At 36.5% G+C, this 21,889-nt stretch carries 32 protein-coding genes; 1 reads left to right on the top strand and 31 read right to left on the bottom strand.

The window, feature by feature from the left end; all coding sequences use genetic code 11:
- Nucleotides 1-156 precede the first annotated feature (156 nt).
- From CIL03_RS18315 to CIL03_RS18195, 27 genes are all read right to left on the bottom strand, one after another.
- A complete protein-coding gene (locus tag CIL03_RS18315) occupies nucleotides 157-441 on the bottom strand; it encodes a hypothetical protein (protein WP_094887328.1) in 285 nt (94 codons plus the stop codon).
- Complete coding sequence (locus CIL03_RS18310) at nucleotides 438-947, bottom strand: NUDIX hydrolase (RefSeq protein ID WP_094887327.1); 510 nt, start codon at nucleotides 945-947, stop codon at nucleotides 438-440. Before CIL03_RS18310 ends, CIL03_RS18315 begins: the two co-directional genes overlap by 4 nt.
- A 155-nt stretch (nucleotides 948-1,102) precedes the next feature.
- Nucleotides 1,103-1,696 (bottom strand): hypothetical protein, encoded by a 594-nt coding sequence (locus tag CIL03_RS18305; protein ID WP_094887326.1) that lies wholly within the window; start codon nucleotides 1,694-1,696, stop codon nucleotides 1,103-1,105.
- Between the two features lie 56 nt (nucleotides 1,697-1,752).
- A complete protein-coding gene (locus CIL03_RS18300; protein WP_094887325.1) occupies nucleotides 1,753-2,466 on the bottom strand; it encodes an alpha/beta fold hydrolase in 714 nt (237 codons plus the stop codon).
- A gap of 24 nt (nucleotides 2,467-2,490) precedes the next feature.
- On the bottom strand, nucleotides 2,491-2,835 hold the full coding sequence (locus CIL03_RS18295) for an ASCH domain-containing protein (protein WP_094887324.1): 345 nt from the start codon (nucleotides 2,833-2,835) through the stop codon (nucleotides 2,491-2,493).
- Nucleotides 2,836-2,958: 123 nt separating this feature from the next.
- Nucleotides 2,959-3,237 carry a 2TM domain-containing protein gene (locus CIL03_RS18290; protein ID WP_094887323.1) on the bottom strand — a complete coding sequence of 93 codons (279 nt, stop codon included), beginning with the start codon at nucleotides 3,235-3,237 and terminating at the stop codon, nucleotides 2,959-2,961.
- A gap of 11 nt (nucleotides 3,238-3,248) precedes the next feature.
- Nucleotides 3,249-4,151, bottom strand: a complete 903-nt coding sequence (locus CIL03_RS18285; protein WP_094887322.1) for a GNAT family N-acetyltransferase — start codon at nucleotides 4,149-4,151, stop codon at nucleotides 3,249-3,251.
- Between the two features lie 6 nt (nucleotides 4,152-4,157).
- The gene (locus CIL03_RS18280) at nucleotides 4,158-4,679 is read right to left on the bottom strand and encodes a GNAT family N-acetyltransferase (RefSeq protein ID WP_206207721.1); all 522 of its coding nucleotides are present in this window, start codon (nucleotides 4,677-4,679) and stop codon (nucleotides 4,158-4,160) included.
- 43 nt (nucleotides 4,680-4,722) lie between these two features.
- Complete coding sequence (locus CIL03_RS18275; RefSeq protein ID WP_094887320.1) at nucleotides 4,723-5,085, bottom strand: cupin domain-containing protein; 363 nt, start codon at nucleotides 5,083-5,085, stop codon at nucleotides 4,723-4,725.
- A gap of 55 nt (nucleotides 5,086-5,140) precedes the next feature.
- Nucleotides 5,141-5,632 carry a GNAT family N-acetyltransferase gene (locus tag CIL03_RS18270; protein WP_094887319.1) on the bottom strand — a complete coding sequence of 164 codons (492 nt, stop codon included), beginning with the start codon at nucleotides 5,630-5,632 and terminating at the stop codon, nucleotides 5,141-5,143.
- Nucleotides 5,633-5,859: 227 nt separating this feature from the next.
- Nucleotides 5,860-6,681, bottom strand: a complete 822-nt coding sequence (locus CIL03_RS18265; protein WP_094887318.1) for a metallophosphoesterase — start codon at nucleotides 6,679-6,681, stop codon at nucleotides 5,860-5,862.
- Between the two features lie 53 nt (nucleotides 6,682-6,734).
- Complete coding sequence (locus CIL03_RS18260; RefSeq protein ID WP_094887317.1) at nucleotides 6,735-7,352, bottom strand: class I SAM-dependent methyltransferase; 618 nt, start codon at nucleotides 7,350-7,352, stop codon at nucleotides 6,735-6,737.
- 42 nt (nucleotides 7,353-7,394) lie between these two features.
- Nucleotides 7,395-8,147: an aminoglycoside phosphotransferase family protein gene (locus tag CIL03_RS18255; RefSeq protein ID WP_094887316.1), complete on the bottom strand. Its 753-nt coding sequence runs from the start codon at nucleotides 8,145-8,147 to the stop codon at nucleotides 7,395-7,397.
- A gap of 45 nt (nucleotides 8,148-8,192) precedes the next feature.
- Complete coding sequence (locus CIL03_RS18250) at nucleotides 8,193-8,567, bottom strand: hypothetical protein (RefSeq protein ID WP_094887315.1); 375 nt, start codon at nucleotides 8,565-8,567, stop codon at nucleotides 8,193-8,195.
- Nucleotides 8,568-8,682: 115 nt separating this feature from the next.
- Complete coding sequence (locus tag CIL03_RS18245) at nucleotides 8,683-9,087, bottom strand: VOC family protein (RefSeq protein ID WP_094887314.1); 405 nt, start codon at nucleotides 9,085-9,087, stop codon at nucleotides 8,683-8,685.
- Between the two features lie 147 nt (nucleotides 9,088-9,234).
- A complete protein-coding gene (locus CIL03_RS18240) occupies nucleotides 9,235-10,284 on the bottom strand; it encodes a DUF4030 domain-containing protein (protein ID WP_094887313.1) in 1,050 nt (349 codons plus the stop codon).
- Nucleotides 10,274-10,819 (bottom strand): sigma-70 family RNA polymerase sigma factor, encoded by a 546-nt coding sequence (locus CIL03_RS18235; protein ID WP_240508152.1) that lies wholly within the window; start codon nucleotides 10,817-10,819, stop codon nucleotides 10,274-10,276. The genes CIL03_RS18240 and CIL03_RS18235 overlap by 11 nt, the downstream gene beginning before the upstream one ends.
- 179 nt (nucleotides 10,820-10,998) lie before the next feature.
- The gene (locus tag CIL03_RS18230) at nucleotides 10,999-11,490 is read right to left on the bottom strand and encodes a hypothetical protein (RefSeq protein WP_094887312.1); all 492 of its coding nucleotides are present in this window, start codon (nucleotides 11,488-11,490) and stop codon (nucleotides 10,999-11,001) included.
- A 278-nt stretch (nucleotides 11,491-11,768) separates the two neighbouring features.
- Nucleotides 11,769-11,900, bottom strand: a complete 132-nt coding sequence (locus tag CIL03_RS20310) for a hypothetical protein (RefSeq protein ID WP_276282971.1) — start codon at nucleotides 11,898-11,900, stop codon at nucleotides 11,769-11,771.
- Between the two features lie 30 nt (nucleotides 11,901-11,930).
- A complete protein-coding gene (locus CIL03_RS18225) occupies nucleotides 11,931-12,839 on the bottom strand; it encodes a sensor histidine kinase (RefSeq protein WP_240508149.1) in 909 nt (302 codons plus the stop codon).
- A gap of 23 nt (nucleotides 12,840-12,862) precedes the next feature.
- On the bottom strand, nucleotides 12,863-13,630 hold the full coding sequence (locus CIL03_RS18220) for an ABC transporter permease (protein ID WP_094887311.1): 768 nt from the start codon (nucleotides 13,628-13,630) through the stop codon (nucleotides 12,863-12,865).
- Nucleotides 13,623-14,546 (bottom strand): ABC transporter ATP-binding protein, encoded by a 924-nt coding sequence (locus tag CIL03_RS18215; RefSeq protein WP_094887310.1) that lies wholly within the window; start codon nucleotides 14,544-14,546, stop codon nucleotides 13,623-13,625. The genes CIL03_RS18220 and CIL03_RS18215 overlap by 8 nt, the downstream gene beginning before the upstream one ends.
- A gap of 82 nt (nucleotides 14,547-14,628) precedes the next feature.
- The gene (locus tag CIL03_RS18210; protein ID WP_094887309.1) at nucleotides 14,629-15,318 is read right to left on the bottom strand and encodes a response regulator transcription factor; all 690 of its coding nucleotides are present in this window, start codon (nucleotides 15,316-15,318) and stop codon (nucleotides 14,629-14,631) included.
- A gap of 177 nt (nucleotides 15,319-15,495) precedes the next feature.
- On the bottom strand, nucleotides 15,496-16,950 hold the full coding sequence (locus CIL03_RS18205) for an Msr family ABC-F type ribosomal protection protein (protein WP_094887308.1): 1,455 nt from the start codon (nucleotides 16,948-16,950) through the stop codon (nucleotides 15,496-15,498).
- Nucleotides 16,951-17,378: 428 nt separating this feature from the next.
- Entirely contained in the window at nucleotides 17,379-17,423 is a 45-nt protein-coding gene (locus CIL03_RS20425; RefSeq protein WP_108721263.1) for an erythromycin resistance leader peptide, read from the bottom strand.
- 526 nt (nucleotides 17,424-17,949) lie between these two features.
- Nucleotides 17,950-18,687 (bottom strand): class I SAM-dependent methyltransferase, encoded by a 738-nt coding sequence (locus CIL03_RS18200; protein ID WP_094887307.1) that lies wholly within the window; start codon nucleotides 18,685-18,687, stop codon nucleotides 17,950-17,952.
- Between the two features lie 6 nt (nucleotides 18,688-18,693).
- Nucleotides 18,694-19,185, bottom strand: a complete 492-nt coding sequence (locus tag CIL03_RS18195; RefSeq protein ID WP_094887306.1) for a hypothetical protein — start codon at nucleotides 19,183-19,185, stop codon at nucleotides 18,694-18,696.
- A gap of 225 nt (nucleotides 19,186-19,410) precedes the next feature.
- Between CIL03_RS18195 and CIL03_RS18190 the strand changes: the two genes are divergently transcribed.
- Nucleotides 19,411-20,454, top strand: a complete 1,044-nt coding sequence (locus CIL03_RS18190) for a C45 family autoproteolytic acyltransferase/hydrolase (protein WP_094887305.1) — start codon at nucleotides 19,411-19,413, stop codon at nucleotides 20,452-20,454.
- Nucleotides 20,455-20,476: 22 nt separating this feature from the next.
- Here the strand turns inward: CIL03_RS18190 and CIL03_RS18185 are convergent, their stop codons facing one another.
- The 4 genes from CIL03_RS18185 to CIL03_RS18175 all read right to left on the bottom strand — a co-directional run.
- Complete coding sequence (locus CIL03_RS18185; RefSeq protein ID WP_094887304.1) at nucleotides 20,477-20,773, bottom strand: TIGR04104 family putative zinc finger protein; 297 nt, start codon at nucleotides 20,771-20,773, stop codon at nucleotides 20,477-20,479.
- A 72-nt stretch (nucleotides 20,774-20,845) separates the two neighbouring features.
- Nucleotides 20,846-21,043 carry a hypothetical protein gene (locus tag CIL03_RS18180; RefSeq protein WP_094887303.1) on the bottom strand — a complete coding sequence of 66 codons (198 nt, stop codon included), beginning with the start codon at nucleotides 21,041-21,043 and terminating at the stop codon, nucleotides 20,846-20,848.
- A 218-nt stretch (nucleotides 21,044-21,261) separates the two neighbouring features.
- Nucleotides 21,262-21,435 carry a hypothetical protein gene (locus CIL03_RS19950; RefSeq protein ID WP_165768004.1) on the bottom strand — a complete coding sequence of 58 codons (174 nt, stop codon included), beginning with the start codon at nucleotides 21,433-21,435 and terminating at the stop codon, nucleotides 21,262-21,264.
- 143 nt (nucleotides 21,436-21,578) lie between these two features.
- Nucleotides 21,579-21,889 (bottom strand): RNA-guided endonuclease InsQ/TnpB family protein (locus CIL03_RS18175; RefSeq protein WP_133087845.1); only part of this gene is annotated, 311 nt, incomplete at its 5' end.

Genomic DNA, 21,889 nt, shown 5'->3' with positions numbered 1-21,889 from the left:
AATCGGATAGATGATTGGTCCATATCTTATAAGTTTTCTTATTAATCTTCCCATTATTTGATCCTCCATCGTGTAGGAATTTGGTTATTTTTATTATTCCTTTATTCAGAGGATATTAAACAAGTATTACTGTTGCTTTAATTTACCCAATAAAATCTATAAAAAGAATGGTGCAGCGATCAGCACTATTGCTGCTATAAACATTAATAGTGAAACCTTCATGGAAAGTTTAGTTCTTCCCTTTCCTTTATACCATCCGGTAAATTGCAGTTTATTTCGGTAAAACACAAATAGGATGAGATAAATACCAACTGCTCCAAGCCACTGATAATCTTCTGCAGCCAAATTATTGGAATACACCTGACTTAAAATAAACCAACCCAGCCCTCCAAGCACCGCTAAAATTAAAATAATCCGAAATAACTCCAAAAATACTCTCATTTACCTTCCCTCATTTCAGCAAAACTGCAGGCACTATCCAATATAGATTGATAGATTTCATGCCAATCCTGGTAATAATCAGCTCCATCCCTTGGATTAATGAAGATTCTTCTTGCAGATTCATAATTCCCTTCAAAAGCATGTAATTCTTCAATATCCATCCGGTAGAAGATTTGATAGCCAATTTTAGGATAAGGACTATTTTCATTCCATACAGGATTATCATGATGGTTAACTTCCATATACCCAAGCAAATGGCATGCTCCCGAAACATACCCTTCTTCCATCGATTCGCGTTTGAAGCATTCTTCCGGCGTTTCACCTTTCTCAATATGTCCACCCGGAAAATCCCAGCCTCGATCTTTTAAATCTACCATTAATAACTCCCTATTATAAAAACAAAATCCATGAACGCTTGTGATCAGGTTCCTCTGTGGAAGCCGATTGTCAGCAATCCATGTCAGTTTAACTTTTGATTCTCCCCAATTTACATAGGCTGTTGTCATATGTACACCTCACTCCGAACCAGCTAAATATAAAGCAATTTCTCTAATTCTCCGATTTGTTTCTTCTTCGTTCTGTTCATATTCCTTTGTACGGGAATAAAATGCATCACCTGAGATTAGAGAGATTAAGCAGTTTCATGCTTTCTCCAGTACCACTATTTAAGCTCAACAGAAATCAGATAAGCCCGCTCATAATCTGTCGCCCTTTTGATGTCTGCTTCTGTTTCAATACTGTTCAGCACAGAAACCTGATTCTTATTTGAATGTACAATGGAAGCAATAATCCTTTTCTCCCCTATGTTTAATGAAGCTGATGATGGTATTCCGCCCCAGGCTGAGCTCATTTCCTCCGAATCAGCTATCTTATTTTTTATGGTTGAACTGCCAGAGCCATCTGCCGTAATGACAGAGGAAATCCATTGTTCCTCTTGATCAGTTATTCCCTGTCTTATAAAAACTGCCCGAATCGTTTCCTTTAGATCTGATTCGGATAGTGCGCTGCTAAACTCCGATAAACTATCGATAAACTCTCCGTTTTCGTAATAATCTATTTTAGTGTGCACTTCCTTAACATCCTCATTATTCAATTCAATATCAAAAGCAAAAGATTCCTCACCAGCAACCTCCATGAGGCTTTTTTCAAAATCTGTCAGTTCCGCTTCCTTTATAACCGCATCGCCCTTTTCTTCATTAGAACATGCGGTTAATAACGATAAAATAATTAATATTACTATTGAAAAGTACTTCATGTTATCAACCCTTTTTCTACTATTGAAGTGATCCTATGTTTTTCAAACCGAAACATTTACGCTTCAATTTCACTCAAAAAGTTCTCCACTATTTTGTTATGGATCTCTGGCTGTTCAAGGTGCACGTTGTGACCAGCAAATGGAATAATCGATACATGAATGTTTTTATTTGACTTCGGATATGTAATAGCCCCTGTGGTTTCAATTGAACTTCCTTCACCCACTATAAATAAAACAGGCATATTCAGCGTAGACAAATCTTCTGTCTCATGGAATGGATACCAATCAGTGTGATTTGATATTTCCAATATCTCTCTCCAATTACTTTTATGTATGGAATCAAAATACGCAACGGCTTCTTTATTTTCCAAAATTTGTGCTTGCTGCTTTACATCTTCAGCAGACAGCTCTTCCCAATCTGCAGGTTTTTCTGGAATAATACCAGAAATCGTTAAACTTTTTACATTTTCCGGAAACTGTTTCGCAAACATCAACCCGACAAGTGCACCGAGTGAACAGCCTATTAGGTGAGAAGTTTCAACCCCTAAATTAACTAAAGTATCTTTTAAGTCCTGTACGGAGTCCTGTAAAAAGTTTGAAAACTCATTCGACACAGATTTGCCATGCCCACGCAGATCCGGTGAAATCACCTGGTAATTTTCTTTGAAATACTCCTGATGTGCCTGGAAATCAATTTCTCCTGTTTGCAAGCCTATATGGAGAAGTACAATTGGCTCTCCTTCCCCTGTTATAGTTGTATGTAAGATCATTAGCCCATTTCCTTTCGACTGTTTTTAGTTAACCAATTTTATAGTGATTGCCAAAGTACCCCACACTTTTTCCTGTTCCGGTGAATAAATTTTATATGTATTCTTTACCATCTCATCGACCGATCGCCCTTCAGCACCCATATCTTCGGCAGTAATATCCTCATACATTTCTTTGAATGAGTCATATCTTTTTAAATCCAGAACTTCGACCTTTAACGTTTCACCTTGTTGAGGAACCTTTGCAAATTCAATAATATTACCTATGGAGACCTTCCTTCTCTTTTCATCATTTAATCGTACCTCTACAGTTTTTCTTCCAGATTTGATTGACTGGAACGGCTGATCAAATAAACCCATCTTATGTGTCATTCAAATTCCTCCCTAAAACATTGGAATATAGCCTCACTTAATAATTCGACAAATTAATACTTTTTTCCTGCATATCTTTCTGATAAAAAAAGAAGCCGTTACTGGCCTCTGAACATTGAATCTTTATAAATCTCTTTTGTCCTTCTCCATATATTCTTTGATTTTCCTTTCCTCCCATTCCGGTCCAAAAAAGCCGAAAGAAAAAACAGACAATCCATGTGCGACTAATCCAATTCCCCAGCCGCCAAGCGGATAGATAAACCACCAATGCCCAGGATCATTTAACATGTTAATCGTAAAGAGCATGATGTTGACAAGTATAAAAACTGTAAAATGGGTGTAAAATGCCTTTAGATTTTCAACCCTTTTCCTGGCTCTTTCATACCTTTCATTCTCGTCCATACCGGTCCCTCCTATTTTTTATGCTTTTGAAATGTGACCCAAGCAGCAGACGACGGAAATGGAATTGTCCTTAATACTTCCATTGCAAACTTACTGGTTGTGTCAAATTCACCTTCCATATATTTATATTCTTTTTCCTCGGCAAAAATTATCTGCTGTAATATAAGCTGTGGAATTAACTTTATTGACGTGTGATTTGTCGAACCACTCCAACCCAATTCTACTGTATCTGAGCTATCTGATTCATGAAGAAGTGAAAATGCCAAAATCTCGCTGGATGTTGAATCAACGTAAACATAACTTCCATTTGTTAAAGTATCCTCACTCAAAATGAGTCTTTTCCATTTTTCCAAACCTATTTCAGCAACCGGATTTGCCATGTGTGTTTGTTCATATGCTCTTTTAACCAATTGAGTCAGCTTTTCCATCATGTGATTATCTGTGGTAATTTCGGCTAATGTTTTCAACGAATAATCTATGTAATTGTTTTTTATGGATAGGAATATTTCCAAATCTGATACTGGTAATCTGGGCAGATAGGTTTTTCTAACCGTTTCAAACCCGGTAGCTTTATAAAATTCACATAGACTGGCATTCGTCTCCCAGATGGATGTTTGGAGAGGAAGATTTACTTCATCTTGTTCTTGCAGCTTTGATAATAGTAATCCCGCTATTTTTTCTTTCTTGTACTCCGGGCTGATAAGTAATCGAAAATAAGTACAAAAAGGATGAAAATCATTCTTCCAGGCAAAAACCGCGCCTACTAGTTTATTCTGATCAAAAGCTGAATATGCAACCTTCATCTTTGGACTCTTTGAAATAGTAATCAGATTCTCATTCTCATAACATAATTTTATTAAATGTTTTAACTGAACTTCATCTTGACTCTCGTATTTCCTGATATTTATTTGCATAATTATTCATCCTTCAATAAGATTAACATCCTCTAAATTTTCCCAGCCATAAACTAATTCTTTAAATTCCACTCCTGCTATCTTAATTTTTAGTGTATCTATCTTTTTAGCACCTAGAGATTCATAAAAGTACTTTGCAGGATTATCTTCTAACACCAGTACTATCATAGAATTAATTCCCATTTGTTTTAGCTCATCAATTACAGGTCGCAACAGGAGTTTTCCAATACCTTTTCCCTGGTACACTTCCAAAATATATATGGCAAATAATTCACCATTATAATCGTCATACTTTTCCGTTCTTTCTTTCCCGCCGACAGAAAATCCTATAATCTCATCACCACTATTTTCAGCTATATACACCTGTTGTTCTTTCAGATTGTTCTCCCATAATTTTGTTCGCTGTTCATACGTTAGGCTATTTAAAAGTTTATCAGGAAGAATGTCCTTATATGTAGATTTCCAGCTGTCCACATGTACTTTTGCTATTTTTACTGCGTCTCTTTGTGAAGCCTTTCTGATTTTCATATAGAAATTCCCCTTGTCGATTTAATTTCTAACAAAACAATATTTAATTATCTTCAGCTTCTGACTTATATAACAAAGGTACAAGTTCTTCACCTTCAATTACAATCGCGGTTAATCCCAGTTCTGATACAGTTTCATGCCATTCTCCCTTTTCCCAGAATACTGCATCACCTTTTTTCACATGCACAGTTTTATTATGATCGCCTTTTACTATTCCCTCACCTTCCAGAATAAGAAGTAATTGGGAAACAACTGCTTGATGATAACCAACAACTCCATTCGTCTCTAAATACATACAGCCAACATGGACTGCTGAACCCGTATTAACAATCCGAGACATCACAAAATCAGAATTGAATTTTGTGATTTTCTTTCCGGAAAATTTATTGAAATTATAGATTTCCAATTACCCCACCCTATCCTCATCCGAACAACCTTTGTACATCAGATTTCATAGTAATCTATTCCTTTACTTTTAATACCATACGCAAAGTTTTTAAAATATAACCATCAAAGTTATCGTCAAACTCTGAGACGACCTCAAATCCTTTTGCTTTATAAAAGTTTTTACCTATCTCATTATCTTTCTCTACGTTGATAAATATTTCCTTAACATCATCCAATTTTTCTTTTCCTTCTTCCAGAAAAGCAGTCCCAGCACCCTTCCCCTGGTATTCAGGACGCAAATAAAGTGCACCAAGCTCAGCTTTCCCGTCCTCTGAAACAGGAGAATAATTAGCGAAGCCGACGATTTCACCATCTGTTTCTGCCACAAAAATATGGGAACCATCCAGGCGACGTTCCATCGATTGATCGTTATAAGCATTACTGAGGAAACTGTCTTGAATATTTCGGGGTATTATCCCTTCATATGTAGCATTCCAGCTTGTTTTTGCAACGTGTTGAACTTGCGGTATATCTTTCTTTACCATTTTTCTTATTTTAAAATCCATTTAAATTCCTCTCCCTCTGTTTTTATCCCATAATATCACTGAATTTTTCCAATTTCTATATAATTTGAATTAATTGTTAAAGAAATAAAAAAACGTTTAGCACTTTTTACAAGTTACCAACCGTTTTTGCTAGTATTATTTATTTTTATTCGACCCATTGCTTGAAGACTTCTCATTTAACTTTTCAACTAACGCTCGTCCTGCTTCTGAGGTGTCAATTCCCATTTTTAACCGCTGCTGCCAGTAATTTTGATTAAACTCAATTGGCTTTTATTTAAAAATCGGATAGGCGCAACACTTGTACCAAGTCCGCTGTCAATATAAAGATATTGGTCCTGGCCAATTTTGAAGGTACCCTTATCAAACTTTGGCAAAAATCCCTGGTCAGGAGCAACCAATGCACCTATGAACGGTAATCTCACCTGTCCGCCATGTGTATGCCCGCTTAAAATTAGGTCAGCTGGTATGTCCTCGTATTTCTCTGTAACACTTGGGGTGTGTGACAGCAATATGGTATACAGATCTTGATCAACATTTTGAAATGCTCCTGTGATATCCTCATGATTTGTTGAAGCATCATCGATTCCTGATAAGCTGAATGTTACATTTTCAGCAGTAATTTGAGTACTTTGATTGCTTAATATCTTAACATTTCTTTCACGTAGACCCTCCAAAAAATCTTCGGTATTAGCATTTTCCCACTCATGATTGCCCGTTACAAAATAGATCTCTTTATTGATTGTCACTATTTTTTTTATAAAAGAGAAAACATTGGTAAAATCATCTGTGCTTCTATCTATGAGATCACCTGTAATAACAATAATATCAGGGCTTAAATTTTCAGCGGTATTGATTAACTTTTCATTGTTTTTTTCAAAGCTTTTATTATGCAAGTCACTAATTTGTAAAACTGTAAATTCGTTTCCCTCTGGAATTTTGTCACTTTGATACTGAACTTTATTTACTATAAAGTCATTGGTATCAAAATAGATTTTGGTTGAAATTACTATTAAGATTATTAGAGTAAAAATCATAAACCATTTTTTCATTTCCTACCACCTAAAGAACCTTCTTCACTCATTCAGCTTTTTTGTAAAATTTCCTAATCTTTACTAATAATTATTTTCCTGTACATCCCATTCATCATTACAGGTTTATCTTCATCTATCCTTAAATTTTTATTATTTCTGAGATATAGCTCTTCAAAATTCAAGCCAATGTCTGTACCTAAAACTCTTATAAATGGTCTTAGAAGTCTTTTGGATAATGGGAGCTTAGTAGTTTCAGGAGCAAATTTATCAAAAATGATTATTTTCCCGTTACAATTTAAAACCCTTACCATTTCCTGAAAACATTTATCTGCATTCGGAACAACTGAAAGGACTAAACTTCCTACAACATAGTCGAAAGAATTATTGGTAAATGCCATATTTTGTGCATCCATTTCTGAGAATTTTATAAGAGAATTCCTAAATTTCACTTTCGCCTTCCTAAGCATATCAGGTGAAAAATCAATTGCTGTGATATCCAAGTCATGATGATTTATTAGCGCCAAGTCAGCTCCCGTACCTACACCTACGAAAAGTATTCTTTGTTGTTTTTGGAAAGGTATCGCCTGAAATAATTGCTGTCGGGCATTTAGAAAAATGCCTGAATTAAAAATTTTATCGTAAACAGGCGACCAAATTTTATATATTCGTTTGTTCCAGGAATTATTCATGTTTCTCAACTCCTCCATGAATGTTTCTGCTTTAATGTTTAATTATAATGTACAGTAGTTTTCAACTATCCTCATCAGACGTTCGTTACTTTCTGATGAAACATTTTCGGATAATCGCGCTCCTGCGATAATTGGAGCCCATTGAAAAATCTCATCTTTGGATAAACCACTTTTATTACAATTAAGATGTAAATACATATCTGCTAATTCCATTGAAAACTGTTCATACAAAAGGTAAGTTCGATAGACATCTGCACGCGGATCCCCTGCACTCGCATCCACCCAATCAATAATTGTAACCTTGTCATTGTCTGACTTTATTAAATTAAACAAATGGAAATCACCGTGACATAACCTTTTTTCATGTGTCATTGCATCTAATTTTTTCAGTAAAACTGATTTTTGTCTTGTATCCAGTTGTTGAGCTGCTTTAATTTGACGTCTTAATTTCACAGACATTGGTACAAGAGAATCAGTAACTATGCTATGAATTCCTTGTTGTATATCTATGGAAATGGTCATATAATATTCTGCCTGATTCAGGTTTTCCGATAGAATATCACCTATTGTTCTGCCTTTAATAAATTCCATTATTATAGCCTGTTTCCCATCTATTTCTGTGACATCGATTACTTCTGGCACAGAAAGACCGCATGAGTGAGCATACTTTTGTATAGTTGCTTCATAATGAGATTCGGTCTTGGGTAAATTATCATTGAAGACTTTAATAATCTTGTTATCATAATGATAGATTTGTGCCGTATTACCCTTTGCCACCGGGGTGCCTAATTTCATCGGATCCTGTCTCCTTTGTTTTATAAAAATGATAGTATCATGATTTCAAAATGGAAGCCGTGGATTTTCATCCTGATAAATGGAGTATGTCCATCCTTCATTTTCCATTTCCGAGCAATTGGCATCACTGCAATAAAAAAGATAAGTCTGTTTATCCGTACGGACACTCACTTCGAAATAATATGGAAACACTCCGCCTTTATTCTTATCCATACTTGAGTCGATGGCGATAATATTTTCTTTTTCAGCCAGATTTTTATAACCTTCACTTTCAACTGTTTTCTGAACCATTTCACTTAATATAACCTGTTCCTCCTCTGAGGGTTCATACCATTGATCAATCAGAAACCATTTCCCAAGAAAATATAAGTTTACTCCCAGGCTGATTATTAATAGCACATGAACAATTTTAAACTTCATATCTCCGCATCCCTTTTATTAAATTGAGATAGAATTATATATTCCTTTTTCCTATCAATTTCATGTTCCACAAAAATTAACAATTCTACTTTTGTTAATTCGACAATTAAAGTGCTTATTCCTTCTTATCACTATCTGTTCCTATCCCTCGACTGCTTGTTATCCTTATATAATATCCATCTGGATCAATGATTCTGAAATCTTCCAACCCCCATGGTCTTTTTGTCAATTCAGTCTGGATTGGATACCTTATTGCAACTACTTTGTCATAAAATTCTTTTACATCATCAACTTCCATAACAATTTCTACTCCTAATCCAATTTGCTGTTCATGAGAAACTTTAAGTGGGTGACTTTCAGGGAGGTTTTTCATCTCACCTAAACCCAAAACAACATCACCATTGCTGATAGAGACGTAACTTTTATTAATTTCTTCAGGTAAATTAAATTCTAAAACATTACTATAAAATTCCACAGATTTTTCTAAACTTTCTACGAACAATTCAAGTCTTAAGTTCATGTATTTTCTCCTTTTAGTTAGTCACTCCCGCTTTTCTATTCCATAGTCTTTACTTCTATAAAAACAGCCACACTTCCTTCCTGAAATATGGCTATTATCAGTTCACATAGAACAGCCGCATGCAACCGGGCATGCGACTGTCAAACATTATTCGACTCCTATTTCTTTTTTATCCTTACTTAGTACTTTCACATTGTACTGATCATCACGAATCGTTTTTGTCTCTTCATCTGATTGGATAAACGAATCAATTTCTGAGTGAATTTCTTTAGCGATTTCCACAGCTTCTGGATTATCAAGCTCCAGGGAAGTTTTAACATTGATTTCAAGTGGATATGGGTGGAATGAGTAAGAAAAACCATTAACGTGCAAGTTGTCAGCCTCCATTAACGCTCTTCCGATATTGCTGATTGCACCTGTTTTTTGCCAGCGTATTTCCTGCTCCCTTGCGATTTTCTGCACTTGTCTTACATCCAGCTTATAGTCATCTCCATAAACCTTTGCCTCTTCTTTCATTATTTCCTTTAGCTGCTCCAAACGTTCTTCTGATTCAGGTACAATGACATTCATGTATATACCTTCTACATTATTTATACGTACTGAAACTGGAAACATCAGTTCATATCCTTGTGCCTCCAGGCGCTCTTTTAATGCAGCCTTAAGTGCTTCACTATCCCGGGAATCCTGCTCTATCTCCTCTTTACTTCGTTCGGTTTCTATCTCTTGTTCCTCTTCCTCATATGCAACTACTTTTACGTCATATCCAGTAAATCCCGCTTCATCCAGCTTCGACTGGATCTGTTCAGTAATACTTTCATTGTTTCCGGATAGTCCAATTAAATGAACTTCCATTTCTTTACTGTCCATCCGCAAATCCCTAAGTTTCATTCCGTTCTCCTCAGCAACAGCGTTAACTTCATCTAAAATGCTATCCATCTGATTCATGCGCTGTTCTTCTTGTTTTATAAACTGACTAATGTACGGAATCTTTGCAACAACATTTTCAATTGACGGCACAAATAAAGCACCACCAAGCAACAATAATACAATTGCTGCAGCTGTTAATCCATTGCGAATAGGCTTTCTGGACTTATTTCTCTGGAGAGGTGTGTCAAGTTCATTAAGCACTGTTTGCTGATTTTTCTCCGTAAAACGCATCTGCTCTACTTTCACTGGGTATTTCCATTTATTTTTCAAGGATCACTCCTCCTTCCATATGATATTTCAAGCTTTTCCGTGCACGGTGCAATCTGCTTTTCACTGTGTTCGGATTCAGGTCCAGAACATCCGCAATCTCTTCAACGGCTAAATCCTCGTAATAATACAAAACCAGTACTTCTCTTAGTTTTACCGAAAGTTTTAACACTTGCAGAAAAAGTGCATCATTATCCTCTTTCTTCATGACCATGGAAGCCACGGAATCAAACTCCTGACCGTTCCTTTTAATTAGTGAGTAAGGAATTAAATTACGAAAAGACCAGCTTTTCACATAATCCTTGCAATAATTCACTGTAATTCTATAGAGCCACGTCTGGTAGGAAGAGCAATTTTCAAATGCATCAAGAGACTGGTAACATCGGATAAATACTTCCTGTGAAAGATCTTCTGCCAGCTGTCTTTCTTTTACATATGTAAATGCCACACGAAGTACCATGTCGCCGTACTTTTCCATTAATTCTACTAACAGTTCCCTATTAGATTGGTCTTTTTGGTGCTCATATTCTTCCTGCATAGGATCTCCCCCCTTTCTTTCATCCAATTAGACGAAGGCAATATCATATCGGTTCCCTAAAATTAATTTTTATAATGTAAAAAGGGCGCTCCGTATAAGAATAGCACCCTGTTCAAACGTATTAAGTTATCGTGTCAGCAAGAAAGCAGCTCTCATGATCTAAAAATCAACTCGCCTCTTTACGAATTCAGTTCCATATCAGTTTTTCTATACAGATTTATTCTTTCTTTAACATTTTTGCTTTTGTTCCTATCCCACCACTCAACGATTATGTAGATATCACTTATCTCATCAAGTGTGATTGGATCTCCATTTTTATTCAGATATGTTGCAGCTTCTATTGTTCCAGTCGTTTCTTCTGCTATGTCTATTCCCAGCCCAGTATCTGAACCTGAATGAATTGTTATATCTTCATTATTAATAACTGCATGTGTATTGAAATGAAAAGAATCTGTTTTATATTCATTTTCACTTTTCATTTTTAACGTTCCATTTCCTGCTTTGAACTTTTCTTGCGTCATCTCGATTTCATACCCGTTCAAATTCCAGTTGTCACTTTCACCCTTCAGTGCCAAATAATAGTTGTACGCAGTTTCTTGATTGTTACAGCCAGATTGTATTAAAAGCAAAAATAGCAAAGGTACTATACTTAGATATATGCACTTTTTCACTTGCAAAACACCCTCATCATTTCTTTATCATTTTTAATTTTATCACAATATTTAATTTTGTTTAGATAAAAAGCTATGTCTCTCTCAATAATTTTGCATAAAAAACAGGAGCCACTATGACAGCAACTCCTTATTTCATTCTTGAGTAAATAAATTCTTTCAAAAAGAAACACTTTAAATTGTTCTTTACATCCGAATCCTAATCCTATTCTCGATTCTGATTTGTTGAAGTTTACAAACCAACTGGGCCATTTAATTAAAGGTGGTAAGATTAGCCCTTAACTTCCTATATAATCATTTTTATTTACAGTTAATCGATAATAAAGTGAAACTTCAATCAGTGGGGTTTTCTTCCATCCCCACTGATTGTTAGTAGTTAATGGTATAATAATTCCCGGTTTCTTACCCATAGGTTAATCTCCAATCAATTTTAACTACAGTTATTTCCCTGAGGATTTCCATTCACATATAATCGACAACTGACCATCATTTAATTTACCAGTGATATTCCCATCCATTTTTTGCATGAAGCTTTTCACAATTGACAATCCCAGCCCTGTACTTTTGCCTGAACGAGACCCGTCTGCCATATAAAATCGATCAAAAAGGTGATCGACATCATTATCAGTTAGAGCATGTGTATTGTTTTGAACGATCAATCTGACTGTTGCATCTATTTCCTCAAGCGTTATTCTTATATTTCCATCTGAATGCGTAATGGCATTGGAAATGAGATTTTCAATGATTCTGGATACCGCTGACTCGTCCGATTTAATAAATACATCCCTTTCTGGCATGTTAATGATTGGTTCCATGTTTTTATCGTTAAAACGATCGAAAAAACTCATTAGCATATCTATAGTTAAAGGCTTTAAATTGATTGGTTCAGACTTTAATTGAAAATCTGCGGATTCAATAACAGACAGCTCAAAGAAATCATTTAATAATGTTTCCAATCTTTTTGCTCGATCTTTGGCAATGGATATATATTCCTTTTGCTCTTTTGCAGTAATATCATTTGATTCAGCCATCTGGATATATCCTAAAATAGAAGTCAATGGAGTCCGCAAATCATGTGACATATTTGCAACGGCCTGTTTCAGTTCATTTTCAAAACGGATTCTTTCTCTTTTCTCTTTTACATGCATATCAATAAGGTGATTTATCTCTGTTCCCAACCCCTCAATATTACGATTCAGGAGTGCCATATCTATTTTTTTATTTGTTTTTTGATGATTGTATTTTTGCAGCTGCCTTCCTATTTTCTTCACTTCTTTCCGGAAAGAAAATAAACGAATACACAAGAAAACAGCTATAAGGATTACAATTATAAATAGATATGGCAACATTTTTACACCCGCTTATTTATACGTTATTTTATTTCTTTTTTGTTAAAAATAGCTATTCCACAGATGGTTACGATAATCAGTGTTATAAGCGCAATTGAAATAGATTTGAGTATTTCGCCATAAGTCATGGAGAACTCGAAAACTGCGCTGAATTGATAAAAGATTGAACACTTATAAATCACACCTAAAATAGGTAAATCAGGAAGTTTTTCAATCGCAAACATTACGATCGTAAACAGAATAGATAATATAATTGTTTTCCCACTATCTTCTGTCACAATAGCTAACAAAAGGATAATTGCTGTATACCCTAAAAATTGAAGTGCAAATAAACCAAATGCTCTACCTAAATAAAGCATATTAGAAGGATTCAATATCTCTGCATTTCCAAAAAATATAATCTCGATAATACCTGTCATCAGGGGAATGAGTATCGTAATTATGATTGACCCCAGGGTAAAAACAAGGTACTTGGACAGGAATATATGGCTTCTTTTGCTGCCGCTTATTATTTGATTTTTGATGACACCACTTGGTGAGTATTCATTTGAGATAAAGAAACCGGCTAACGTACTGACTATTAAGTTAAAAAATAATGGTATTGTAAATGTGGATATGGCATTAAGTTCACTTAAACCAGCGCTATCAAAAGCAGTACCACTCACTTGCCACCACTCAATGATCACTAAATAATGCAGCAATGCACTTAAGCCTGTCATGGTTAATAGGAGCACCCAAAATGTCTTATTCCTTTGTAATTTAAACAATTCTGCCCTAATCTGATTACGCATGCTCCTCACCCCCAACCAGCTTTGAAAAATAGCTTTCAAGACTATCACCATTTTGTGCAAGATGTTCAATAATAAGGCCATTTTCTGTTAAAGCCTTTGAAACTTTTCGTACCTCATCCAGATGGCTGTAAAGTTTCATTGTGCCATCAGGCATCACCTCAAAATTGGCAGTGGAAAGACTGGTTTCGAGTACTGTGGCACCCTTAGCCGGCTGATCGACTTTAATCCGCAAATGCTGCCTGCATTTTTCATCCAGCTCTTTTGCAGAGATTTCCTCTAAAAGTTCTCCTTTATGGATAATGCCATAATGATTTGCCAGCTGATGCAGTTCACTTAAAATATGACTTGATATTAGAACAGTCAGTCCTTTTTCACGATTCAATTTTTTAATTAATTTTCTTAGTTCAACAATCCCCATTGGATCCAATCCATTTGTCGGCTCATCAAGAATCAGGAATTCCGGGTCACTTAATAAGGAAATAGCAAGACCCAGCCGCTGCTTCATTCCAAGCGAAAAGTTTTTCGCTTTTTTCTTTCCTGTATCACTAAGCCCAACAAGCTCCAGTGTTTTCCTGATACAGTCTTTTCCTGGAATTCCTTTATGCAGGCGATGGACTTCTAAATTTTCACGGGCCGTCATATTCGGGAATAGTGCAGGACTTTCAATAATCGCCCCAATTCTTTTCTGTGCCTCTGTTAACTTATTTGGATTGTCATTCCCAAATAATTCAATGGATCCGTTTGATGGAAATACCAGTCCCGTCGCGATCCGCAGCATCGTTGACTTACCAGCACCATTTTGTCCAATGAATCCGTAAATTTCTCCCTTTTTAATGGATATATTGATATCTACAAGTGCGATATCATTTCTGTATTTTTTAGAAAGTTGATGTGTTCTTAAGATATATTCATTCACAGGTTTTACCTCCCTTGATTGCTATAACGTTATTATGGAAGCTAAACCATAAGAAAGGGTAAAGACAAATCTTAAGAAAACCTTAAGATTTAAGACGATAACCCATGCCCCAAATTGTTTCAATATATTCTTCATTCGGGTTTGCCCTGCTGAGTTTATTCCGTAAGTTACTCATGTGAACATTAACTGTATTGTCATCGCCATGAAAAGGCTCGTTCCATACACTTTCGAATACATTCGACTTGGAAAATACCTTTTTGGGTGATGTCATGAGAAGTACGAGAAGACTGTATTCTCTGGCTGTCAAGGTAATATTTATTCCATTTACTTGAACAGTCTTTGATTCGAGATCAATGTAAATATCTTTATGGTTTAACTCTTGTTTAGTCATTTCTTTTGTATGTTTGTATCTCCGAAGCAGAGAATCAATCCGAGCCGACACCTCCTCAACATCAAAGGGCTTAGAAATGAAATCATCCGCACCTGATCGCAAACTCCCAATTTTTGTTTGCTGTTCACTTTTAGCAGAGATAATGATTACTGGAATAGATTCATTTTCCGTTATTTTTGCAAGAATTTCTTCCCCAGCCATTCCTGGAAGCATTAAATCAAGTAAAATCAAATCCCACTTCTGCTTTTCCAAATATATTAATGCTTCGGTGCCGGAATAAGCAGGCTGTGGATGGTATTGACTCTTTTTTATAACTTTGCATAATAATTCATTAATATCATTGTCGTCTTCAACTACTAAAATATTTATCGTCTGATTCACTTTACTTTCCCCCTTTTGTAAAAGAATAAGATATGTACAGGGATACCTTTATTATGATAAGCCGTTTACTTTCCTCCATTCACTAAATGAAAAATAGATTTTTGGTGAAAGGTGTCATAGTGGCTTATCATAATAAAAGGTTTTACATCCCTTTGGCACAGGTGGTTTAATAGTATATCACTTTCGCACGATTTTTTTATCAGTTATCTGAAATTCCAAATCTGCAGTGTTTGCTATAAACTGCTTATCATGTGATACAAGTAGTATTGTTCCTTCATACGAATTTATAAAACTTTCCAATGCTTCAATGGCATGGATATCAAGAAAATTCGTTGGCTCGTCAAGCAGCAGAATATTATACTCTCCCAGAAACAGTTGGCAGAGATGGAGGCGTATCGCTTCTCCACCGCTTAATGACTTCAAGCTTTTTTGTATATCTGTTCCAGTAAACATCATGGAATGCAAGACACTTCGCAGAAATCCTTCATCATACTCCGACCGGTTTTTCAAGAATTGCAGCACCGTTTCATCACTGTCAAACTGATAACTCATTTGCCGATAGCAGCCAAGCTTTGCTTTTGGTGAAATTGTCAATCCTTCACCTTGATTCATGATGTGGTGAAGCAGTGTACTTTTCCCACTGCCATTACTGCCGGTAATCGCAATTTTCATGCCAAGCGGGATCTGAAAGCTTACCTCATCCAATAGAAGCTTTTCATCCATCTTTAGTGTTAGTCTGTCTGCCATAATTGGAAATTTATTATGCAATTCCAATGCTTTTGACTGCCTGAATGCAATTTTCCTTTCCGTTTGGACGGCTTCCACCTCTTCTAATTTTCCCATCCGGTGTTCAATCGCTTTTGCCGCACGCTGGACTGCCTTTTGACTTGTGCCCTTGGATTTCGTTTCAAACATCCGGTTCGCTTTTGCCTTCGTTTCTTTTTTTGACATCGAAGCAGCTTTGGCTATTTTGTCAGCTTTTTTCATTTTCTCCTCAGCTGCTTTTTCAAGCCGGCTCTTTTCTTTCAAAAATTGTTCATGTGCCTGGGCCTGCTGTTCACGTTCTAGCTGCTTTTGGTCCATGTAGTCACTGTAATTCCCTGAATATACGTTTACAATACCTTCATTTACTTCCCAGATCGTTGTAACAAGTTCATCCAGTACTGCGCGGTCATGACTGATAAGCACAAGTGCACCATAGTAATATTTAAGTTCATCAAGCAGAAAAGAAATGCCATCTTTATCGAGATGTGTTGTAGGCTCATCAATTAACAGGGCTTCATGATAGTGCGTAAACAATTGTGCAAGCTTCAGTCTTGTCTGCTCCCCGCCGCTAAGCCCATTCTCAAAATCTGACACATGCAATTTTCCAAGCAGCTTAGGGTCTGCATTGCTGGAACCAGGTGCTTCCATTTGTTCAAAATAGCCGAATTCTGCATGGCGGTTTACTTTACCCTTTGTTGGCTGAATGGCTCCTGCAAGTAATTTTAATAACGTGCTTTTTCCTGCTCCATTTTTTCCAACAATGCCAATGCGGTCAAACTGATGTACCGCTAATCGTTCTATTTTTAATATCTCTTTATCTAAATAAGATACTTCTACGTTTTCTAATTCAAAATTTATTTGTTCCATTATTGCTACCTCCCGAAATAAATTGATTTCGTATCGATAGCTGGATCGATACGGGCTTTTGAATTCAGGCCCGCATCAGAAAAATAATAAGAATTGCATGATATCCTCCCCTTATTTTGCTTTCCATGCTATTACTGCATAAAGATGATTACATATTTTTAGACAATAAAAAAACACAGACCGGCTGCCTGTGATTTGTGAGTAAAGGGAAAATGCCCTATTCATTTCGATTAAGTGAAAAGCTGAAATTCTTTCCACGAATAAACCCCTTTATTTGAACAAAAAGGGTTCACAATAAATAAAGAAAGAAAGACAAAATTTTGCCTTCCTTCACATCGAATCATTGTATTTGAAATGAAGTTTATTAAAAAAGGACAGACTAATCCCATTTACTCTGCTCGACAAGCAGAGCCTTTGACCCTATTCAATTACTGGTTCAAAGCTGGGAAACGAAGTCTCATTGCGTGTGTCATTTTTTAATAATCCTCCTTAAGATTTGAATTTACAATAGTAATTATAAGTGGTTATTCAAAAATGGTCAATGTCATTTTTCGAGAAGTTTTCAAATATACCTTACTAAAATAACCCTTCTCTCCATGATTTCTTCACCTTCAATTAGTGAATCCTTTTTATCTCAAGAAATGCCTCACTTTATTCAAACACCTTACGCAGTGTCATGTTCTTTCCAGCACTTATTAATGTTCCCTGCTGACATTTCGGATCCTTTGCTAGCAATTTTCTCTGAAAATACACTGCATGCATTCATCGATATCCATTCCGTTCCCTCACCTTGACAGCAGTCGTTCTTCTGGCATGGATCTTATAGTTAAAAAATTGATTATTAAGACTGCATTTTTACCGAAAGACCCATCTACTGGGTTGTGTTGGACGGGTCTTATTTATGTCGAGATTCCACGTTGCTAAGCGAAACTGGGCTTCCGAAAGCTAGAAAATCCAAAATAATTTCTTGTACAAAGCCATTTTTCTTTTATCGTTAATTCACTCCTGCTTTTCTGCTGCTATAATCAAAAACATCGGCCGGCGGTTTTCATCTTTCATTTCTGGGATTTTATCTGTCATTTCTGCTGTCGGCATCGGTTCCTTGACAGCTTTAATCGTAAAGCCTGCATGAATCAGGTCATTGATATAGGTGGAAAACGCACGATGGTATTTGATTACACCTTCAGTGAGAAACGTGGTTTCCCGCCTGCCTTCTGATGAATAGTTATCCACTGGCCAATGGAGGCGATTGCAATCTCCATCGTAATGCCAATCCTGTTCATTACGAGATGTGAAAATTGGGTGCTCAACTGAAAAAACGTATGATCCGCCAGGCTTTAAATAGTCGTAAATTTTACGGAGGACTGTTTTAAATGCCTCGATATAATGAAAAGCCAATGAACTGAAAACCAGATCAAATTGCGCTTCTGAAAAACTGACATCTTCTATCGGCATGTGCATGTAGGTAATGGCTGGATCATCCGTTTTTTCTCGAGCCCCCTGTAGCATCTTTTCAGAAATATCTACCCCAATCACCGATTCTGCCTGCTGCTCGCGGGCATAACGGCAATGCCAGCCAAAACCGCATCCCAAATCAAGAACATGTTTACCCTTGAGCTCAGGCAGCAATGCTTTTAACACAGGCCATTCACCAGCACCTTCCAATCCTTTAACGGAACGTGCCATTTTTTCATATGACGAAAAGAAATTTATATCATCATATTTATTTTGTTTCATCCATAATCACTCCTGCTTCTCAGACTGTTGCACATCTAATGCAAAAAAGTAAAATGCATCCCCGTTTGAAACATTTTTTTCTTTTTCATCCATCCACCATACACCATAGGAATAATAATAAATTCCTTCTTTTTTAGGTGCCCTGAAGCTATTGCCATTTACATCCAATTCAGATTCCTTGCCATTTTCTATCTGAAGGACATAAACTTCATTTGGCTTTGGATGAAAGTCCATTCCAAACGTCACAGTTTCACCTGCTTCCACTTCTACTGGTTCTTTTCCTTTTAAAAGTTCAACTGGACCAGCCATATCGACACATTCTCCTTTTCCATCTAACTGCCAGCAGTAGCTGCCTAATTTCGCAGGGTATTTTTCATTATCAATATCAATATAGGCATCAGGTGGACGGTCCCCTGACAAAACATCCTCTGCCTCTTCGTTACAGCCTACTAAAATAAAAACCGCTAACCAAATGATAATTACAGTAATTCCCCTCATAATCTCACCCTTTTATAGGATTTGACGCTGCATCTTATAAAACGTTTCCATTTATCAACTATATTTTTTTACAATTGGAATATAATACTTTCCTAATTTCGACAATTTGGTACGATTTCCTTTTTATTATGGAAGAGAGTTGAAAATACAAAAGCATAAAAATTTCCATTTGCATGATGATATCGTACACTGACAGTAGCTGAAGACTGAAAAGGAATGAAAGAAATGAAACAATTTTACAGTGATGTGTTCCAATTCAGAGGCAGTCATTATGACTTCGGTTATTTCCAGGGGCAGCTTCTGAAAAATTCTCCAATTTTACCTAATCGCGAGAAGCAATGGGGACCAAAGAAAGACCGCCATTTTTTGGTCAATCCAGAAGAATATAAAAGCATCATGAATACATTTGCGCCAGCAATTCTCGATGAAATCCAAGGCCTGGCAGATGCTCTTCAAATGGAAATGAAAAAAGCATTCCAGCTGTTTGGCGGCTATTATCTGGAATTCACCCGCAGCGGCTGTTCCATTTATACAGATCCGAACTTCATGGTACGCAATTATGACAGCCATCCACGGGGATATGAAGGGCGATATATATTTTATAAGCCAACCGATCAAGGCTATGCCATCATCGGACCTTCCATGCAGATTACTGGCAGGATTGATGGAATGAATGAGAAGGGTCTTGTCATGGGGTATAATTTTACGCACAGCCGAAAGTCATCAGATGGATTTCTGTGTAATATGATTGGCCGCCTGATTTTAGAAACCTGTGCAAGTGTGGGTGAGGCAGTTTCTCTGCTGAAAGAAATTCCGCATCGTCATTCGTTCAGCTATGTTCTATTGGACCCATCTGGAGAAAGCTTTGTAGTGGAGGCTTCACCAAGAAAAGTTGTGGCGCGGAAATCCAATGTATGCACGAACCATTTTCACTTGCTTGATGAAGAAAACCGCTATCGGATTGAAGAAACCCGGAATCGCGAGAAAAACATCGAGGACCAGCAAAGATATGCAGCAAATCCCTTTCAGGCTTTTAAAGTTATGAACAATCCTGCACATCACATATTTTCAAAAAAATACGACGCCGCTGCCGGAACGATACACACCTCTGTTTACTTTCCCAAAGAAATGAAAGCATGGTTTGTGATTGGTCCAGATCGCAAGCCGGTGATCTTTGATTTTACCAAATGGCTTGAAGGAAATAATACCAATATCAAACGAATTAAAGGAGAGCTTGAATTTGATGGCCCGTTTATCAATATGGAATAACGGAATTATAAATAGAATTAACCTACCAAAGCGCCTCTTCTTCATTGGATAGTTCAAGGAAAAAAGGATAAATCCCGAAGAAAAATGGAATAGAAGCGATCAATAGTATTAAAATTACAACTGAAGAACCAAAAAATAGATTCATAAGTAATAATGCTGGTGCTAAAAAACTGAACATGGCGGTCTTTTTTCTTGATCGTGAAGTGACGTATTGTTTTTTCCAGCAGTTCGGACAGTTCATTCCCGTATCCAATGTAAATGATTTTTTGACTGTTTCTTTCCAGGTCCATATATGGCTGCAATTCTGGCATGTTGGCATAAGAATTCTCCTTCTTTTTGTTAGAATTCCAATATCATTATTTATACGAAAAAAGGCTAAAAAAACAGCCTTTTAGAAGAAATTATCATGCATGTTATTCCTGACCTGCTCTTTAAAACTCTCTGCATAAATTCTTTCGGATTCAGTGACTTTCCTATTTTTCCGTTCTGGATTTATTTTCTTGCCCCTAAATTTCATGATGATGTCAACAATGATGCCGATTAAAAGCAATCCACCGAATACGATTAAAATGAAAACCCATATAGGCAAAACGATAATCCCCCTTTCAGAAGATTTAAGGATTCCTTAAACAGTTTGCAGGTAAAATCCAATATAACAGCATCCTAAAATAATTCTGGTTCTAATTATTTATACGAATCGAAACATGAAAAGTTTCATTAACTTTCTTGCAATCTAAATTATTAGTAAATAAATAGTCACATTTTGTGAAGTGCGAATTAAATTTGTGCAAATTCTATCTAATCCCTTTATGACTCCTCTTCCAAATCCAGCAGTGAAAGCATTTCACGAATAAATGTATTAATTTTTTTATCAATCACTTTACCGCCATACTTTTCCTTGGCAGCTTCGATTGTCTTAATGACATCTTCATCAAATTCAATAAACGATACATCATCCTCTAGTTCAGTGAATGACCCCACCTTACCATTCTTCAAATGCTTGAAGATGGGGCTTCCTGTTTCACAGACCAGTGCATCCCGGGGTCTCCAAGAAGTCTTACACAGTCTCCGCAGGCTTTGTTTATACTGATCGGACACAACCTTGCCCTACAGTCATCCGGATACTAGATTTTTACTTGCAACTCGTCCAATTGTTCCAGTCCCCTCCGAAGAATATTCAAGCTGGCGTTATAGTCACGGTCGAGAATCGTTCCACAGCTTTTACAAATATGGGTGCGAATCGATAGGGATTTTTTTACACGAGTCCCGCAATTCGAACAATCCTGTGATGTGAATTCTGGATTGACTTTGATTAGTAATCCGCCATTTCTTTCACATTTATAGGAAAGCATATTTCGAAACATTCCCCAACCGGCATCAGAAACAGATTTGGATAATCGTTTATTTTTTACCAATTGGCGAATATTCAAGTCTT

The sequence above is a fragment of the Virgibacillus indicus genome, assembly GCF_002266285.1.
In the GTDB taxonomy this organism is placed as follows: Bacteria; Bacillota; Bacilli; order Bacillales; family Amphibacillaceae; genus Virgibacillus_K; species Virgibacillus_K indicus.
This window is presented reverse-complemented; position numbering and strand designations above follow the sequence as displayed.

Bases quoted from the DNA above. Each gene is read 5' to 3' on its own strand.
- CIL03_RS18305 (WP_094887326.1), bottom strand. From the start codon at position 1,696: ATGAAGTACTTTTCAATAGTAATATTAATTATTTTATCGTTATTAACC.
- CIL03_RS18280 (WP_206207721.1), bottom strand. From the start codon at position 4,679: ATGAAAATCAGAAAGGCTTCACAAAGAGACGCAGTAAAAATAGCAAAA.
- CIL03_RS18255 (WP_094887316.1), bottom strand. From the start codon at position 8,147: ATGAAATTAGGCACCCCGGTGGCAAAGGGTAATACGGCACAAATCTAT.
- CIL03_RS18295 (WP_094887324.1), bottom strand. From the start codon at position 2,835: ATGACACATAAGATGGGTTTATTTGATCAGCCGTTCCAGTCAATCAAA.
- CIL03_RS18300 (WP_094887325.1), bottom strand. From the start codon at position 2,466: ATGATCTTACATACAACTATAACAGGGGAAGGAGAGCCAATTGTACTT.
- CIL03_RS18290 (WP_094887323.1), bottom strand. From the start codon at position 3,237: ATGGACGAGAATGAAAGGTATGAAAGAGCCAGGAAAAGGGTTGAAAAT.
- CIL03_RS18190 (WP_094887305.1), top strand. From the start codon at position 19,411: ATGAAACAATTTTACAGTGATGTGTTCCAATTCAGAGGCAGTCATTAT.
- CIL03_RS18265 (WP_094887318.1), bottom strand. From the start codon at position 6,681: ATGAAAAAATGGTTTATGATTTTTACTCTAATAATCTTAATAGTAATT.
- CIL03_RS18235 (WP_240508152.1), bottom strand. From the start codon at position 10,819: ATGCAGGAAGAATATGAGCACCAAAAAGACCAATCTAATAGGGAACTG.
- CIL03_RS18310 (WP_094887327.1), bottom strand. From the start codon at position 947: ATGACAACAGCCTATGTAAATTGGGGAGAATCAAAAGTTAAACTGACA.
- CIL03_RS18315 (WP_094887328.1), bottom strand. From the start codon at position 441: ATGAGAGTATTTTTGGAGTTATTTCGGATTATTTTAATTTTAGCGGTG.
- CIL03_RS18195 (WP_094887306.1), bottom strand. From the start codon at position 19,185: ATGAGGGGAATTACTGTAATTATCATTTGGTTAGCGGTTTTTATTTTA.
- CIL03_RS18185 (WP_094887304.1), bottom strand. From the start codon at position 20,773: ATGCCAACATGCCAGAATTGCAGCCATATATGGACCTGGAAAGAAACA.
- CIL03_RS18270 (WP_094887319.1), bottom strand. From the start codon at position 5,632: ATGGATTTTAAAATAAGAAAAATGGTAAAGAAAGATATACCGCAAGTT.
- CIL03_RS18225 (WP_240508149.1), bottom strand. From the start codon at position 12,839: ATGTTGCCATATCTATTTATAATTGTAATCCTTATAGCTGTTTTCTTG.
- CIL03_RS18250 (WP_094887315.1), bottom strand. From the start codon at position 8,567: ATGAAGTTTAAAATTGTTCATGTGCTATTAATAATCAGCCTGGGAGTA.
- CIL03_RS20310 (WP_276282971.1), bottom strand. From the start codon at position 11,900: ATGGGTAAGAAACCGGGAATTATTATACCATTAACTACTAACAATCAG.
- CIL03_RS18220 (WP_094887311.1), bottom strand. From the start codon at position 13,630: ATGCGTAATCAGATTAGGGCAGAATTGTTTAAATTACAAAGGAATAAG.
- CIL03_RS18260 (WP_094887317.1), bottom strand. From the start codon at position 7,352: ATGAATAATTCCTGGAACAAACGAATATATAAAATTTGGTCGCCTGTT.
- CIL03_RS18245 (WP_094887314.1), bottom strand. From the start codon at position 9,087: ATGAACTTAAGACTTGAATTGTTCGTAGAAAGTTTAGAAAAATCTGTG.
- CIL03_RS18285 (WP_094887322.1), bottom strand. From the start codon at position 4,151: ATGCAAATAAATATCAGGAAATACGAGAGTCAAGATGAAGTTCAGTTA.
- CIL03_RS18200 (WP_094887307.1), bottom strand. From the start codon at position 18,687: ATGAAACAAAATAAATATGATGATATAAATTTCTTTTCGTCATATGAA.
- CIL03_RS18205 (WP_094887308.1), bottom strand. From the start codon at position 16,950: ATGGAACAAATAAATTTTGAATTAGAAAACGTAGAAGTATCTTATTTA.